The 15226-nt window shown below is 62.5% G+C and carries 13 protein-coding genes; 3 read left to right on the forward strand and 10 right to left on the reverse strand.

The genetic code is table 11. The features are described from left to right. Positions 1-212: 212 nt before the first annotated feature. From HMPREF0326_RS01780 to HMPREF0326_RS01805, 6 genes are all read right to left on the reverse strand, one after another. Positions 213-1523 carry an NCS2 family permease gene (locus HMPREF0326_RS01780; RefSeq protein ID WP_008682351.1) on the reverse strand — a complete coding sequence of 437 codons (1311 nt, stop codon included), beginning with the start codon at positions 1521-1523 and terminating at the stop codon, positions 213-215. Between the two features lie 177 nt (positions 1524-1700). Beyond that, positions 1701-2303 (reverse strand): MarC family protein, encoded by a 603-nt coding sequence (locus HMPREF0326_RS01785; RefSeq protein ID WP_008682353.1) that lies wholly within the window; start codon positions 2301-2303, stop codon positions 1701-1703. Positions 2304-2327: 24 nt separating this feature from the next. Continuing rightward, a complete protein-coding gene (locus tag HMPREF0326_RS01790; RefSeq protein WP_008682356.1) occupies positions 2328-2933 on the reverse strand; it encodes a MarC family protein in 606 nt (201 codons plus the stop codon). Positions 2934-3007: 74 nt separating this feature from the next. After that, complete coding sequence (locus HMPREF0326_RS01795) at positions 3008-4816, reverse strand: sigma-54 interaction domain-containing protein (protein ID WP_020990152.1); 1809 nt, start codon at positions 4814-4816, stop codon at positions 3008-3010. Between the two features lie 332 nt (positions 4817-5148). After that, positions 5149-6558 (reverse strand): sigma-54-dependent transcriptional regulator, encoded by a 1410-nt coding sequence (locus HMPREF0326_RS01800; protein ID WP_009303081.1) that lies wholly within the window; start codon positions 6556-6558, stop codon positions 5149-5151. Continuing rightward, positions 6555-8360, reverse strand: coding sequence for an ATP-binding protein (locus HMPREF0326_RS01805; RefSeq protein WP_008682365.1), 1806 nt, complete (start codon positions 8358-8360; stop codon positions 6555-6557). Before HMPREF0326_RS01805 ends, HMPREF0326_RS01800 begins: the two co-directional genes overlap by 4 nt. A 245-nt stretch (positions 8361-8605) precedes the next feature. Here HMPREF0326_RS01805 and HMPREF0326_RS01810 point away from each other — a divergent pair, with 245 nt between their 5' ends. Then, positions 8606-9109 carry a periplasmic heavy metal sensor gene (locus HMPREF0326_RS01810; protein WP_009303082.1) on the forward strand — a complete coding sequence of 168 codons (504 nt, stop codon included), beginning with the start codon at positions 8606-8608 and terminating at the stop codon, positions 9107-9109. 392 nt (positions 9110-9501) lie between these two features. On the opposite strand, the gene HMPREF0326_RS16555 is transcribed toward HMPREF0326_RS01810, so the two are convergent. Together HMPREF0326_RS16555 and epsC are read right to left on the reverse strand one after the other, a co-directional pair. Beyond that, entirely contained in the window at positions 9502-9645 is a 144-nt protein-coding gene (locus HMPREF0326_RS16555; RefSeq protein ID WP_009303083.1) for a hypothetical protein, read from the reverse strand. Continuing rightward, complete coding sequence (gene epsC / locus HMPREF0326_RS01815) at positions 9638-10555, reverse strand: serine O-acetyltransferase EpsC (RefSeq protein WP_008682367.1); 918 nt, start codon at positions 10553-10555, stop codon at positions 9638-9640. The genes HMPREF0326_RS16555 and epsC overlap by 8 nt, the downstream gene beginning before the upstream one ends. A 209-nt stretch (positions 10556-10764) precedes the next feature. Here epsC and HMPREF0326_RS01820 point away from each other — a divergent pair, with 209 nt between their 5' ends. After that, the gene (locus HMPREF0326_RS01820; protein ID WP_008682368.1) at positions 10765-10950 is read left to right on the forward strand and encodes a hypothetical protein; all 186 of its coding nucleotides are present in this window, start codon (positions 10765-10767) and stop codon (positions 10948-10950) included. 96 nt (positions 10951-11046) lie between these two features. On the opposite strand, the gene HMPREF0326_RS01825 is transcribed toward HMPREF0326_RS01820, so the two are convergent. Together HMPREF0326_RS01825 and HMPREF0326_RS01830 are read right to left on the reverse strand one after the other, a co-directional pair. Next, entirely contained in the window at positions 11047-11754 is a 708-nt protein-coding gene (locus tag HMPREF0326_RS01825) for a P-II family nitrogen regulator (protein WP_009303084.1), read from the reverse strand. After that, positions 11751-13259, reverse strand: coding sequence for a DUF1538 domain-containing protein (locus tag HMPREF0326_RS01830; protein WP_008682370.1), 1509 nt, complete (start codon positions 13257-13259; stop codon positions 11751-11753). Before HMPREF0326_RS01830 ends, HMPREF0326_RS01825 begins: the two co-directional genes overlap by 4 nt. Before the next feature lie 965 nt (positions 13260-14224). On the opposite strand from HMPREF0326_RS01830, the gene HMPREF0326_RS01835 reads away from it, so the two are divergent. After that, on the forward strand, positions 14225-15151 hold the full coding sequence (locus HMPREF0326_RS01835; protein WP_008682371.1) for a phosphoglycerate dehydrogenase: 927 nt from the start codon (positions 14225-14227) through the stop codon (positions 15149-15151). The last annotated feature ends 75 nt before the right edge of the window (positions 15152-15226 follow it).

A 15226-nucleotide genomic window follows, 5' to 3' on the forward strand; every position in this document is an offset into this window, starting at 1 on the left:
GCCCTCTGCCAAGAAAGAATGCCTTTTCGACCGGCTGTCGCCTCACGGCATGGATGTTCAGAGCGTTAAGGAAACGCTGAGTAGTGAGGATTTTTGTTCTCCGCCAAGAAAGGCGAGCCTTGGGCGAAGGGAGCATATTCAAGCATATTCGACCTTCGCACGGGGCGATCCTGACGCGGGCAGAGGGCAAAAAGACCAGTACTCAGCGTTTCCTAATGCAGGCGCAGGGCAAAGTTAATCCCGAAGCACAGCGCAATCAGGCACATGATCAGATTGACGTCCTTGAAGCGGCCCGACAGCAGCTTGATGCCCACCCAGCTCACAAAGCCGAAACCAAAGCCCGTGGCGATGTTGAAGGTCAGGGGCATGCTCACGATGGTCAGAAAGGCGGGCAGGGCCACGGTGAAGTCCGCGAAGCGGATGCGCCCCACTTCCTGCATCATCAGCGCGCCCACGATGATCAGCACGGGCGCGGTGGCGAAAGACGGTACCAGGGCCACCAGGGGCGCGAAGAACAGCGAGAGGAAGAACAGCCCGGCAATGACCACGGCGGTCAGGCCGGTGCGGCCGCCCTCGGCCACGCCCGTGGCGCTTTCCAGATAACTGGTGGCCGTGGTGGCCCCCAGCAGGGCGCTGGACATGGTCGCCAAAGAGTCGGTGATCAGGGCTTTGTCCAGGTTTTCAATATGCCCGTCCTCGCGCATGAAACCGGCCTTGTGCGCCAGGCCGATGAGCACGCCCATATTGTCGAACAGGTCCACCATGGTCAGGGTGAAAATGATGGAAAACAGGCCGTGGTGCAGCGCGCCCTTGAGATCCATCTGCAAGAAGGTCTCCGTGGGCAGGGGCAGTTTGCCGGAAAAAATCACCCCGCTGGGCACGGGCGAAACCCCCAGCAGCATGCCCGCCAGGGTGATGGCCAGAATGCCGATGATCATGGCGCCGGGAATGCGCAGGGCCATCAGCGCGCCGATCAGAAAGACCCCGGCCACGGCCAGCAGGGTCTGGGGCTGGCCCAGATTGCCCAGGGTCACGAAAGTGGAGGGGTCCGCCGCCACAATGCCGCAGCTTTTCATGCCGATAAAGGCGATGAACGCGCCGATGCCCACCACAATGGCGTATTTCAGGTCCATGGGCACGGCATTGATGATCATCTGGCGCACGCGGGTCGCCGTGAGCAGCAGAAACACCAGGCCGGAAATGAACACCGCGCCCAGGCCCGTCTGCCAAGTATAGCCCGCGGGACCACAGATGTAGTAGGCGAAAAAGGCCGTGATGCCCAGGCCCGGCGCCACGCCCACCGGAAATTTCGCCCACAGGCCCATGAGCAGGGTCGCCAGAATGCTCACCCAGATGGTGGCGGCCACGGCGGAATCCTTGGGCATGCCCGCGTCGGCCAGCATGGACGGCACCACAAAGATGAGATAGCACATGGCCATGAAACTGGTCAGCCCGGCCAGACACTCCTTTCTGACGGAGCTGCCCCTGGCGGCGGGATTAAAATATGTTTCCAGCAGTCGCACCCTGACCCCCCTCCCGGCTTCCGCCGGAACGCCGCCCGCGCACGCGGGACGGCCGCTGTTACACTTGAAATTCCCGCTCACCGGAAAAACAGACGGTCTCCGCAAGACGGCTTGCCCGGAAAAAACCTTTAGAACAGAGTATCTTTGAAAGAGTACGCGTTTCAAAGTTGAAATGCCCTATTTCAAAAACGCGCTGACCCCCGTGAAGATCACCTGGGCCGCAATGGCCGCCAGCAGCAGGCCCGTGAGCTTGGACAGTACGGCAATGCCGGTACGGCGCAGCACCCGGGCCACGCCGTCGGCCAGGCAGAGCAGCAGAAACATGCCCGCGGCCGCCAACAGCAGGGAAAACACGCCCACCAGCATTTCATGCAGGTCCACGGCGGATGCGCCCATGACCATGACCGCGCCGATGGAGGCCGGTCCCATGCCCAGGGGAATGGCCAGGGGCACCACGCTGATGTCGCCCTCGCGCTTGGTGTGGACCTGCGAGCCGTCATCGTTCATCAGGGCCACGGCGGTCAGCATGAGCAGCACGCCCGAACCGATGCGGAAGGCGTCCAGAGTAAAGCCGAACAGCTCGAACAGATTGGAGCCGAACAGATAGAGCACCACGCCGATAATGAAAATCGCCGTGGAGGTTTTAAAGGCCACGGTGACTTTCCGTCTTTTGTCATATTCCTTGGTGCCGCTGATAAAAGCGCTGAGCACGGCGGGCGGCGTCATCAGCGCATACAGCTTGATGCTCGTCCCGACCACTTCGCTGACAATGCCTTCCATACCCCTCCCCCTTGCGGCTCCGGCCTACTTCAAAAAGGCGGTGATGCCCGTAAAAATAACCTGGGCCGCAATGGCCGACAACAGCAGGGCCGTGAGTTTGGACATCACGGCGATGCCCGTGTCGCCCAGCACTTTCTCCACCTTGTCGGCCATGCACAACAACAGAAACATGCCGAACGAAGCCAGCAGCAGGCAGAACACCCCGGACAGCACATCATTCAGGCCCTCGGTGGTGGCGCCCATAACCATGACCGCGCCGATGGCCGACGGCCCCATGCCCAGGGGAATTGCCAGCGGTACCACGCTGATGTCGCCTTCCTGCCTGGTGCGCGGCTGGGTGCAGTCGTCGTTCATCAGCGAGATGGCGGTCAAAAAGAGCAGCAGGCCCACGCCGATGCGAAAGGCGTCCAGGGTGAAGCCGAACAGCGTGAACAGATGCGAACCGAACAAAAAAAGAAACGTGCCGATGATGAAAATTGCCACGGATGTTTTACAGGCCGTCAGGGCCTTCTGCTCTCTGTCGAGGCTTCTGGTGCCGCTGATAAAGGCGCTGAGCACTGCGGGCGGCGTCATCAGCGCGTACAGCTTGATGCTCATGCTGATTATTTTGCCGACAGTAATGTCATCCATACGTTCTCCGGATGCGGCGACGCGTTGCCGCAAAACCCTACGGGTTTTGCGTGTCTAATTTTTCAAATCAGGCACTAGGCAATGTTCAAGGCAGGCGCATCTTCCGCCGGGCCGGGTTTTTCTCCGGTCCGGGCGTCCCGTGCCTCGCCCTCGGCGTGGATACCGTATTTTTTCGCTTTTCGCACCACCGAAGACTGGCTGATGCCCAGGCGACGGGCGGCCTTGTAGGTGCTGCCCGCTTCGGCCAGAGCCTCGGCCAGCATGCTTTTTTCCAGAGCCTCCACGGCCCGGGTCAGGGATTGTTCCGTCCGGGACACTTCACGCGGCGCGCTGGCCGATTCCCGCATGTAGGAAGGCAGGTCGGCCGGAGCGATGATTTCCGTCTCGGCCAGCGTGACCAGGGACTGGATCACGGATTGCAGCTCGCGCACGTTGCCCGGCCAGTTGTAGGCCAGGAAGAGCTGCTCCGTGCGCGGGTCCAGGCGCTTGTCCGTGCCGGTGCCTTCACTGATCTTGCGCAGAAAATGCCAGGCCAGCATCAGAATGTCGTCCTTGCGTTCGCGCAGGGGCGGCATGTCCACGTTCAGCACGCGCAAGCGGTAGAAGAGATCTTCGCGGAACTGACCGTCGGCCACCATTTTGTCCAAAGGCTTGTTGGTGGCCGCGATCACCCTGGTGTCCACGGCGATGGCGCGGGTGCCGCCCACCCGGTAGAAGGGCTGGCCGTCCAGCACATGCAACAGCTTGGCCTGCATGGGCAGGGAGAGCTCGCCGATTTCGTCCAGCAGCAGCGTGCCGCCGCTGGCCAGCTCCAGCATGCCCGGCTTGCCGCCTTTGGAGGCTCCGGTGAACGCGCCTCCCTCGTAGCCGAACAGTTCCGATTCCATGAGCGCAGCGGGCATGGCCCCGCAGTTGACCACCACAAAGGGCTTTTCCGCCCTGTGGCTCATGTCGTGGATGATCTTGGCGGCCAAGGATTTGCCGGTGCCGGTCTCGCCCAGGATCAAGGTCACGGCGTCGGAATGCGCGGCCTTGACGATGTCCTGGCGCACGCGGTGCAGCAGCAGGCTCTGGCCCATGAGGCCGCTGTTGGCTTCGCTCTCCAGGCCCTGGGCGCGGAGCTTGTAGGCCATGGCCTCCACTTCCAGATTGGAGAGTTTTTTCTGAAGGTTCTCCAGCTCCGTAATGTCGCGGATGACCGCGATCACGCGCCAGACCTTGCCGTTTTCGTCAAACACCGGCGTACTGGTATTCAGGCAGCGCTTGCCGTTGGCGTAATCGTCAAAAAGGGTCACGGTGTGCCGGGCCTTCAGGGCCCGCAGGGTCACACAGGTTTTAAAGCGCCCCTCCTGCAGGGGCTTGTTCACGTGCCGGCCCACCACCTCTTCGGCCTTGATCCCGGCAATGCGCTCCATGGCCCGGTTGACGCGCCGGGTGACGCCGTCGGCGTCAATGACCCAGATGCCGTCGTGAATGAATTCCAGCATGCTGTCCAGCTCGCGCCAGGACAGCCGGGCGGCCTGGTCCAGCTCGCCCATGGGGATTTCATACACGGTGAAACAACGCACCGGGCCGTGGCTTTTGCTCACGTCCCCCCACCAGTAGAACAGATAGCTGGCACCGCGCGGATGGCGAAAGATCATCCGGCCCTGCTCGCCGGGCATGCCCTCCGAGCCCCCGGCCTCGTGAAAGCCTTCCAGAACGCCCTGGCTCAGCCAGCGACTCAGGGCCGTGCTGGGCAAAATCTCGCCCCGAATGCCGAGCATGTCCCGCAGAGCGTCGTTGGCGTGGAGCAAGAGCCAGTTGTCCGAGCCGCATACGCCGCCCGGCATGCGCGCCAGACGGTCTTCCAGCGCCGCGCCATAGGCTGAGCTGTCGATCATGGGCATCTCCCGCGGATGGACGAAAAAATGCGGCTCCGCTTCCGGACGGAACCGGAGCCAACTAGGACCTGTTGACACTATAAAATTTTTGTTCGCCCGCAAGGAAGATAAGCCTGCTTTGAGGGAGTGTACTCTTTTGGTACTCGACCGAAAAAGCAGGTGAAATCTGACGTAGCGAGCGGGCAAAAAGGCATAGTGTCAACAGGCCCTAGGCCAAGTTATTATGGCATGCGCTTGCCCGGATGTCCATGACAGCGGGCAGGGATGCACGAAACCGGATGCTTTTTTCGCCCTTCGGGCACAGTTTTCACCCATGAAAACGAGGCCTAAGCCTAGCTCGTTGCCGCGCCCTTGTCCTCATCCTCTCCCTCCGGCGCATCCTCCTGTGCGGACTGATACTTGCTCAACTTGGCGTGCAGCGTCTTGCGGGTGATGCCCAAGGCCTTGGCCGCCTCGGTCTTGTTGCCGCCGAAGCGTTTCAGGGTTTTCAAAATCACGGCCCGCTCAACGTCTTCCAGAGTGGGACAATCCGTGGTCAGGGCGTCCGTCAGGGCATCGCCCTGGGACGCGGCGAAGCGCTCCGGCAGCTCCCGCTCGCTGATATGCTCTCCCAGCAGCAGGATGGACGCCCGCTCAATGACATTTTCCAGTTCCCGCACATTGCCCGGCCAGGCATAGCGCACTAGGCGGTCCATGGCTCCCGGCGTGAACCCCTTGATATTCTTGTTGTTCTTGTCCGCAAAACGGGCCATGAAATGCTGGGCGAGCAGAGGAATATCGTCCGCGCGTTCGCGCAGGGGCGGCAGGGCCAGGGTGACCACGTTCAACCTGTAGTACAGATCCTGGCGGAACGTTCCGGCAGCCACTTCCTTGGCCAGATCGCGGTTGGTCGCCGCGATGATGCGCACATCCACGGGCACGGCCTTGTTGCCGCCGACACTGAGCACCTCGCGCTCCTGGATCACGCGCAGCAGCTTGACCTGCATGGAGAGCGGCATTTCCCCGATTTCATCCAGAAAAATCGTGCCGCCGTCCGCCTTGAGAAAATGCCCCTCATGCTTTTTGTCTGCGCCGGTAAACGCGCCCTTTTCGTGCCCGAACAGTTCCGAAGCCAGCAACGACTCGGTCAGGGCCGCGCAGTTCACCGCCACAAACGGCCCCCGCGCCCGGCGGCTGGCGGCATGGACGGCCTTGGCCACCAGTTCCTTGCCCGTGCCGGACTCGCCGGTGATCAGCACCGTGGCGTCCGTGGGCGCGATGGTGCGGACCATCTCCCAGAGCGCGCGCATGGATTCGCTGCGCCCCACCATGCCCGTCTGCGCCTCGGTGGCGGCAAGGCTGCGGGACAGGGTGGCGTTTTCCCGGATCAGACCCACGTGGGCGAAAACATTGCGCAACACGACCTTGAGCTTTTCAAAGTCCAGAGGTTTGGTCAGATAGTCGTACGCGCCGGACTTGATGGCTTCCACCGCCGCCGCGACTTCCGAGAAAGCGGTCATGATCAGCACCGGCACGGCGGGATTATGGACCTTGATCTCCTTCAGGGCCTCCAGGCCGGATTTTTTGGGCATGCGCACGTCCATGAGCACCAGATCAAAGGGCTGCTTCCGGCACAGCGCCACCGCGTGCTCGCCGTCCACGGCCTCCCGGACCGCGTAGCCCCATTCCTCAAGCAGGGTCCGCAATACTTCGCGGTGCGTGGCGTCGTCGTCGGCCACCAGAATCGTCAACATTTTTTTCATGCCTCACCTCCTTCCCGCATAGCCTGGGGCAGCAGAATGGTGAACGTCGAGCCCTTGCCGGGCTGGCTGAACACCTTGATCTCTCCCCCGTGCCGCTCCACGATCTGCTGGGTGAGCACGAGCCCCAGTCCGGTGCCCGAGGCCTTGGTCGTGAAGTACGGGGTGAAAAGCTGGGCCACGGTCTGGGCCGACATGCCGCAGCCCGTGTCGCTGATGCTGATGCTCCAGAAAGCGCCGTCCGCGGCCTGCGCCCGGCCGCTTTCCAGCGCGACCTCGATGCTGCCGCCCGGCTCCGTGGCCTGTACGGCGTTGACCAGCAGGTTGAGCAGGGCCTGAATCAGGCGGTCGGGGTCGAGCCGGACCTCACCCTGGGGCCCGTCGCCGGGCCGGGGCAGGCGCAAATGCACGGCCACGCCCTTTTCCTCCGCGTCCGAGGAAATCACCCGCACGGCCTGTTCCAGAACGTTTTCAATGCGCACGGACTGCAAACGCAGATCAAGCGGCTTCGCCACGCTCAGCAGATCCGACATGACGCGGTTCAGGCGCTCGGTTTCCTGAATCAGAATATTTCCCGTGGCATAGGCCATTTTGTCGTTTTTCAGCTTTTCGGTCAGATAGGTGGCGTAGCCCTTGATGGAGCTGAGCGGATTGCGGATTTCATGGGCCACGCCCGCAGCCAGATTGCCCAGCGCGGAGAGCCGCTCGCTCTGCCGGAGCTGTTTCTGAAGCCTGCGGATCTCGCCCAGATCGCGCAAAATAAAGAGATAGCCCAGAAACGCGCCCTCGCTGCCGATGATTTTCGCGGCGCTGAGGCTGACCGGAAGCGGATTGGCCTTGGAGCGGAAAAGGTCCGCGTCGCGCTCCGGAATAACCTTGCCCGCATCCAGCTCGTCCATCAGGGCCTGCCAGTCCAGCACCGGCGCATCATGCAGGGAAAGCGGCGTCTTTTCCTGCCCGGAAAGGCCCAGCATGTCCCGCCCGTGCCGGTTGCTCAGGGAAATGACCCCGTGCGGGTCCGTCACCACCAGCCCGGCCGGAAGGCTATTGATGACCTGAGCGGCCAGGGCCTGCGTATCTTCCAGCATCCTTTTGGAAAACCGGTAATTCTGGATGTAGAACAGCAGCACGATGCCCACCAGGCCCGCCAGGGTGACAAGACCGGCTATGGCGCTGAGATGAAACACGTATTCGTGCAGGTTGGCCGCGAAATGCGAAGCATCCAGGCCCACAAAGATATACTTGTCCTCCAGTTCGCCGGACGACATCCGGGCGTGGTGGCCGCCCCGCATCATGCGGCCCATGCCCATATGGCCCGGCATGCCCGCGCCGCCGCGCGGGCGGGAAGGGGTAAAAATCTTGTAGGTTTCAAACACGCCCGGATCGTTCGGATCAAAACGGCTTTGGGAGTTGTCGCCCACATGCAGTTTTTGCAGTTCCTCCGGGCTGTACAGAATCGTTCCCACCTGATCCGGGCGGCTGTGGATCAAAACCCGCCCGTCCGCGGCCACCAGGGCGATGTACGCGACGCCCGGCTGTTTCGCCACCTCCTCCACCAGGCCCAGCATGGGATTTTGCCGCATATGCCCGAAGGAGCGGGCGCTGCCCTCCAGAGCCCAGATCAGCACATCGGCCCGGCCCTGCATGTTTGCCAGCATTTGCCGCTCTTCCTGTTCCGCCCCCCGTGAGACCATGAAGGCCGCGGCGCAGATGCCCGCCAGGGCGAGCCCCGCGAAGAGCCGCCAGAAAAAACGCCAGTGCCGCCGCTTTTCCAGATGGGAGAGTGGAGAGTAGTGATCCTGCATAAGATTCCCTTCGTGTAACCTTTTTACCCGCAGCGGGTAAAAAGGTTACGTTCTTCCCCCGCGCGGCGCAATGTTCTTTCAGGTTATTTTTAATTACATTTATCATTTAACATAGTTATTCATAATGGCACGCGCCTTGCTATATGCAGGACAATTCGCCTGAAACACAAAGGCGACACCTTATACATACTAACATCCGTGCATACCGCAATGGTATCCGCACACAACCCCTTCGGGAGGACACAATGAAAAAGGCTAACACTCTGCGCATGACGTCTCTGGCCCTCGCGGCGATGCTGGTTCTGGGCTTTGCCGGTCTCAGCCAGGCCCGCGGCTACAGCAACGGCGGACCGGGCTACGATGCCCCGCTGTCGCAGGAACAGGAGGCCAAGGCGCAGCAGATTTTCAGCAACCACTATGAAAAAATGGATGCCGTCCGGCAGTCCCTGATCACCAAACGCGCCGAACTGGATGCCCAGATGAGCAGCGTATCGCCCGACAAGGGCAAGATTGAAAGCCTGTCCCGGGAAATCGGCGAACTTGAAGGCAAGATGCGCTCCGACCGCGCCGACCTCCGGGCCCAGCTCGACAAGGAAGGCCTGCCCATGGGTGGCTACGGCATGGGCCACGGTTACGGGATGGGGCATCGCTACGGCATGGGCAACGGCTACGGCCCCGGCATGCACCACGGCGGTTACGGTTCGGGCCACGGTTACGGGCACGGCGGCCGCGGCGGCTGCTGGAGATAAGACCCTGTGCGCGGCGTACCGCGACGTGCCAGAACAGCAAAGGGCGGGGAATCCCCGCCCTTTTCATTTTCGGGCCGCGCCCGCACACCAACAGGACAGGCCCGGAAGACGCACTGTTTCCAAATTACCCGCTGCCGGAAACTGTTGCCGTGAAAGGATGCCCTGAAAACAGCTCCCGGCGCGGATCAAGTCTGAAATGTTCCAGAGCAGTCCACCACTGAAACGCTATAGGTTTCAGTGGGTTCATCCCGACAAAAAATGCGATTATCGCTGCTGTCGATCCCTGTATGGCTCCGTTGCCGCCAACGGGGACAGCCCTTCGGGCTGCCTTCGGTCACTTTGCCGGAATCCACGCCGTGTTCGGCGTTAGAGCATTTCAAGGTTGAAATGCTCTAACGGCTGCCCACGCCGACGCCCACAACCGCCTCCCCTTTGGGACGCACCTCAATATTCTGTCCGGCGCAGGCGGCCAGGGCCAGAAACATCAGGCAAAGTCCCAGGGCGAGCAGGCGACGGGCAATCGTTTTCTTACGCATACGGCTTCTCTTGGGAGATCCTGGCTCCGGCGGGCACGTCGCTGGTGATCCAGACATTGCCGCCGATGACCGCGCCGGCGCCGATGGTGACCCGGCCCAGGATGGTGGCCCCGGCATAGACCGTGACGTTGTCCTCCAGCACCGGATGCCGGGGAATGCCCTTGGTCAGCGTGCCGTCGGGATTTTTGGGAAAGGACAGGGCCCCCAGGGTCACGCCCTGGTACAGGCGGCAGTTGCGCCCCAGAATACAGGTTTCGCCGATAACCACGCCGGTGCCGTGGTCGATGAAGAAATCCTCGCCGATGGTCGCGCCGGGGTGGATGTCAATGCCCGTGCACGAATGGGCCATCTCGGAAATGATGCGCGGGATCACCGGTACCTTGAGTGTATACAACTCATGGGCGATGCGGTGGTGGAACATGGCGTGCATGGACGGATAGCAGAAAATGGTTTCGCCGGGACTGGTGGCCGCCGGATCGCCCTCATAGGCGGCCTGGGCATCCCCGGCCAGCAGACGGCGGATTTCGGGCAACCGGTCCATGAACTTCAGGGCCGCCGCCGTACCTTCGCTCTCGCAGGCCTCGCAGGGCGTGGCCGCGTGCCGCCCCTCGCAGGAAAAACAGAAGCCGCGCAGAATCTGCTCGCTCAGTTTGTGGTAAATGGAATCCAGATTGGCCGCAAGGTGGTAACGCATGGACTCGCGCCGGATTCTGGTCGAACCGAAATAGCCTGGAAAGACGGCCGCGCGCAGGCGCTCCATGATTTCCTTCAAGGCGTCCAGCGAAGGCATGGCCGCGCCCTGGGCCGGACGGTGCCAGACGGCGTCCAGGGACGAGGAGTGGCAGAGACGCTCCACCACAGAGTCCAGTTCCGGCATGGTCACGGTCGTGTCGTCATGCAGAGTGCTCATGGGCGATATCCTGTTGTTTTTCCTCTTGTACACGCCCTGCCGCCTGCCCGCAACGGCTTTTGCCGGGCGGACGGGACAAACGCATCCGGTCGGGGTCTGAAAACAGCCGGTAAAAAATATCCGCCCCCCCTTAAGCCAGGCGCATTCCGGCCGATATCCCCTGATGAAGACTATCAGCAGCGCCGCCCTGACGGCGCAAGGAGTGCGCGATGGAAGATGTGCAGATGGGCATGAGCGTGGCCGTCACCAAGGATGCCCTGAACTTTCAGGCCACCATGGCGTCGGCCGTCATCAACGGCAGCCTCGACAAAGGCCAGGAGATGCAGCAGAACATGGCCCGCATCGACGGCCTGGCCGCCGAAGGCATCGGCTCCAAACTGAATGTCGAGGCCTGAACCGGCGCAACCGATCCGGTTCGGCATGATGCGGCGCGGCCCGGGGTTTCGGCCTTCCGGGCCGCGTTGCGTCGCGCGCCGTGGATACGACGCCGTTCAGTCCGTCGCCCCGGCGCGGCCCAGGGGGAAAAAGCTCTCCACCGCCATGCAGAAGGCAATGCCGATGCCGGGCTCATTCAGGCAGGGCGTCCGGCGGATGGCCTCAAGAATGTCCGGAGCCGCCGCCTGCTCCGCCAGAATAAGCAGCAGTTCCTTTTCCGGCACAAGAGTGATGCCGAAAAATTTCACGTCCTCTTCCCGGCCCGTGCCGCGCGCGTTGATGACCGTGCCGCCCGTGGCCCCCGCCGTGCGCGCCGCGTTCATCACGTCGTCGGCATAGCCCGCGTTGACGATGACGCAGATCAGTTGATGGCTTGCCTGTGCGTTCATGCTTTCACCTGTTGCCGTATGGAAAGGTTGGGGGGCCGCGCCGGGCGCGGACAGAATATGTCGCAGAATGCCCGACACGTCGATCACGAAGCCTACGCCCGGCGCTTTCCCGGCCATGCCGCTTCCGTCGCGCAGGACGTTGATGATGGCGGGCATTTCCCCGGCCGGGGCCAGGGTGAGCACCAGATCCTTTTCCGTATCGCCCAGGCAGAGCAGCCGCAGAATGCGGCTTTCCGCCGTGCCGCGCCCGAGCAGCACCGTGCCGCCGCGCGCGCCCGCCTTTTTGGCGGCCTCCACCACCCAATCGCCCTGATTCCTGCCCACAATGCTCACCAGGAGCTTGCCGGGCGCGTAGATCGTCGCCAACAGGCTCATGACCGCCCTTCCCCGGCGGCACGGGAAGCCGGTTCGCGCAAGGCGTCCCGGCGCCGGGCGGCCGCCTTTTCCCGGCGATCCACAAGAATGCCCAAAATCTGAATGGTGATCAGAGGCGTCATGGCGATCATGGCAATGACGCCGAACGCGTCGGTAATGGGGTTGCCGCCCAGGCTGTGGGAAGCTCCCAGGGTAAAGGCCAGAATGAAGGTGGACGCCATGGGCCCGGAGGCCACGCCGCCCGAGTCGAAGGCAATGGCCGTGAACATGCGCGGGCAGAACAAGGTCAGGCCCAGCGCCAGCACGTAGCCGGGGATCAGGAACCACCAGATGCTCATGCCCGTCACCACCCGCAGCATGGCCATGCCCACGGCCGCCGCCACGCCGATGCACAGCGAAACCAGCATGACCGTGCGCTTGATATGCCCGCCGGAGACCTCCTCCACCTGGGCGTTGAGCACCCAGACGGCGGGCTCGGCGCAGACGGCCAGTGCGCCCAGGACCACGCCCGCCAGAATCAGGAAATAACGGAAGTCATGCTGGGCCAGAATTCCCCCGAGTTCACGCCCGGCCGGAATAAAGCCGCCCTTGACTCCCACAAAAAAGCAGACCAGACCCAGAAAGGTATAGACCAGGCCCACAGCCATGCGGATGGTCTGGTAACGCGTGAGGCGCAGCAGAAAAATCCTGAAGATCACGAACAGCCCCACCAGCGGCCCCAGAGCCATGCCTACCTCTCCGGCCACTTCCGGCACCAGGGCCAGAAAATGCCCCAGCAGGGTGGAAGCCTGCGCCTCAATGACTTCAGGCACGTCGCCGGTGCGGCCGTGGTGCAGCATGCCCAGAATCAGCACGGAAAGCACCGGCCCGATGGAGGCCAGGCCGATGAGGCCGAAGCTGTCGTCCTTGCCGCGTCCCCCGCGCACGGCGGCCACGCCCACGCCCAGCGCCATGATGAAGGGCACGGTCATGGGCCCGGTGGTGGCGCCGCCCGCGTCAAAGGCCACGCCGAGAAAGGCGGAGCTGGTCAGGGCCGCGCAGCCGAACAGCAACAGGTAAAAAAGCAGCAGCAACAACCGAAGCGACACCTGCAGGATGATCCGGCCCAAGGCGATGGCCACGAACAGGCCCACGCCCACGGCGATCATGAGCACCAGCAGGGGCCGGGAAAGGCCGGGGTCCACGGCGCTCACCTGCTGGGCCAGCACATGCACGTCCGGCTCGGCCACGGTGATGAAGAAGCCGATCACAAAACCCGCGCCCAGCAGAAGCGGCAGATTGCGGCGGGAAGTCAGGGCCGAACCCGCCTTCTGGCCCACGGGCAGCACGCCGATATCCGCGCCCAGCAAAAAAACGCTCAAGCCGAGGATCAGCAGCACGCCGCCCACCAGAAATTCCCCCAGAGCGTCGCCCAGAGGGGCCGCCGTGAAGTGCAGCAGGCAGACCACCAGCATCACCGGAATGACGGAAATGGCCGACTCTTTGATTTTTTCCAGCAGAACCACGCGGACTCCCGATCCGTAAAAGCGTAATTATTCCTTATCCTACAATATAATGCACTACTAAACCGGATGCGGATAGTCAAGGCGGCCCGGCGGCGCGCCGCCCAGGAAAAGGCAGCCTTGCGGCGGGCGGGTTAGCGGGGGGCCAAAGCAGGGCAGACGCATCTAAAAAGTCTTTATTCCCCGATAGATCGGAGAACGAACAAAAAGAGGCGAAGCCACCTTTGCTCCGCCGGAGCGAAGCGCAGGCGGATGGCTGGTGCCGGGAGAATCCTAAAAAATGCGCCGGCCGTTGCCGCGTCAGCGGCTTGCTTGAGCCGTTCACGGCGAAGCCGTGTTGCCTTAGCTGTAGCCGCAGGGCGGCGTACAGATAAGGACAGCACTGCTACGGATCAAGACAGCACCGCTACGGATAGCGACAGCGATTTCCTTGGATATAATTTTGCGTAACCAATTGCTGTCTTCATCCGTAGCTAGCGTTGCTGTCTTTATCCGTACGACTCACAAGTCCGCCTACGGCTAAAGCTCCTGCGTCACAACGGCTGAAGCAAGATTTTTGCGCGCCGGCAAGAAAAATGGCACTTTTTGCGCGGAAACCGACCGGAAGGCGGCCCAAAGGGCCGTGCCCGTTGGCGAGCCGGGCGAACCTTGCGGGCATCGAGAGCAGAGCTGTACTCAAGTACATGAGCAGCAAAAAGCGCCAAGTGACGCAGCCGGCGCACAAAAGGCTGGTTTTGACGGATCATCACGGTGGATAAGGGGCCTGCAAGGGCTGGAATTAGATGCGTCTGCCCTGGGGTCCAAGGGCGGAGACATTGACAAATCCGGCCCTTGGGTTAGGGTCAGGCCTCATTAAAAACGCCCGCGCCCGGCGCTATCCCAAGGCCCGCAAGCTCGCCGACGGCTGGCCTCAGGCGCGCATGCCCCATCCGCAATTTCATGCACATAACTCGAGAGGAGCGCGTCCTGTGAAGATTCTTGTTACGCCCCGTTCCTTCGGCAAAAACAATCCCGAACTTTTCGACATCCTGCGCGACGCCGGACTGGAAGTCATCCGCAACGACACGGGCGGCATCCTCTCCGAGGAAGCCGTCAAGGAAAAGCTGGCCCCGTGCGAGGGCGTCATCCTGGGCGTGGACCCCATGAACGCCTCGGTGCTGGCCGCCGCGCCCAAACTGCGGGCCATCGCCAAGTACGGCGTGGGCCTGGACAATATTGATCTGGAGGCCTGCAAGGCACGGGGCATCGCCGTCTCGCGCACTGTGGGGGCCAACAGCAACGCCGTGGCCGACTATGCCCTGACCCTGATGCTCACCGTGGCCCGCAAGGCGGCTCTCATCGACCGGCGCTGCCGGGAAAAGGACTGGAGCAAGATCACCGGCATCGATCTCTACGGCAAGACCCTGGGCATTGTGGGCCTGGGGGCCATCGGCAAATGCGTGGCCCGTCGGGCGCGCGGTTTCGACATGAAAATTCTGGCCCACGATATCGCCTGGGACGAGGCCTACGCCCAAGAGGCGGGCATTGAGCGCGCCGATGTGGACCGCATCTGCCGGGAGGCCGATTTCATCACCCTGCACACGCTGCTTACGGACGAAACCCGTAATCTGATCAATGCCCAACGCCTGGCCGCCATGAAAAAAACAGCCGTGCTGATCAATACGGCGCGCGGCGGCCTCATCGACGAGGACGCCCTGCTGGCCGCCCTGCGGGAAGGCCGGATCCACGGCGCGGGCCTGGATGTCTTTGAGCAGGAACCTCCGGCAAATCCGGCATGGTACGCGCTGGACAATCTGGTCATGGGCTCGCATTGTTCCTCGTCCACGGCCGGGGCCACCGAACAGATGGGCCGGATGGCCGTGGCGAATCTGCTGCGCGACCTGGGCCTGCGCTGAGCGCGTTTTCCCGTCCATGCGAAAAGGGCCGGTTTTCCCGACAGCATGCGGGGGAACCGGCCTTCACTGTTTTTA

Origin of the sequence: Desulfovibrio sp. 3_1_syn3, from assembly GCF_000145315.2 — a bacterium.
In the GTDB taxonomy this organism is placed as follows: Bacteria; Desulfobacterota; Desulfovibrionia; order Desulfovibrionales; family Desulfovibrionaceae; genus Desulfovibrio; species Desulfovibrio fairfieldensis.

What these genes read in the sequence shown, in the direction of transcription:
- HMPREF0326_RS01795 (WP_020990152.1), bottom strand. Translation starts at nt 4,816, where the DNA reads ATGATCGACAGCTCAGCCTATGGCGCGGCGCTGGAAGACCGTCTGGCG.
- HMPREF0326_RS01805 (WP_008682365.1), bottom strand. Translation starts at nt 8,360, where the DNA reads ATGCAGGATCACTACTCTCCACTCTCCCATCTGGAAAAGCGGCGGCAC.
- epsC (WP_008682367.1), bottom strand. Translation starts at nt 10,555, where the DNA reads ATGAGCACTCTGCATGACGACACGACCGTGACCATGCCGGAACTGGAC.
- HMPREF0326_RS01800 (WP_009303081.1), bottom strand. Translation starts at nt 6,558, where the DNA reads ATGAAAAAAATGTTGACGATTCTGGTGGCCGACGACGACGCCACGCAC.
- HMPREF0326_RS01820 (WP_008682368.1), top strand. Translation starts at nt 10,765, where the DNA reads ATGGAAGATGTGCAGATGGGCATGAGCGTGGCCGTCACCAAGGATGCC.
- HMPREF0326_RS01810 (WP_009303082.1), top strand. Translation starts at nt 8,606, where the DNA reads ATGAAAAAGGCTAACACTCTGCGCATGACGTCTCTGGCCCTCGCGGCG.
- HMPREF0326_RS16555 (WP_009303083.1), bottom strand. Translation starts at nt 9,645, where the DNA reads ATGCGTAAGAAAACGATTGCCCGTCGCCTGCTCGCCCTGGGACTTTGC.
- HMPREF0326_RS01790 (WP_008682356.1), bottom strand. Translation starts at nt 2,933, where the DNA reads ATGGATGACATTACTGTCGGCAAAATAATCAGCATGAGCATCAAGCTG.
- HMPREF0326_RS01825 (WP_009303084.1), bottom strand. Translation starts at nt 11,754, where the DNA reads ATGAGCCTGTTGGCGACGATCTACGCGCCCGGCAAGCTCCTGGTGAGC.
- HMPREF0326_RS01785 (WP_008682353.1), bottom strand. Translation starts at nt 2,303, where the DNA reads ATGGAAGGCATTGTCAGCGAAGTGGTCGGGACGAGCATCAAGCTGTAT.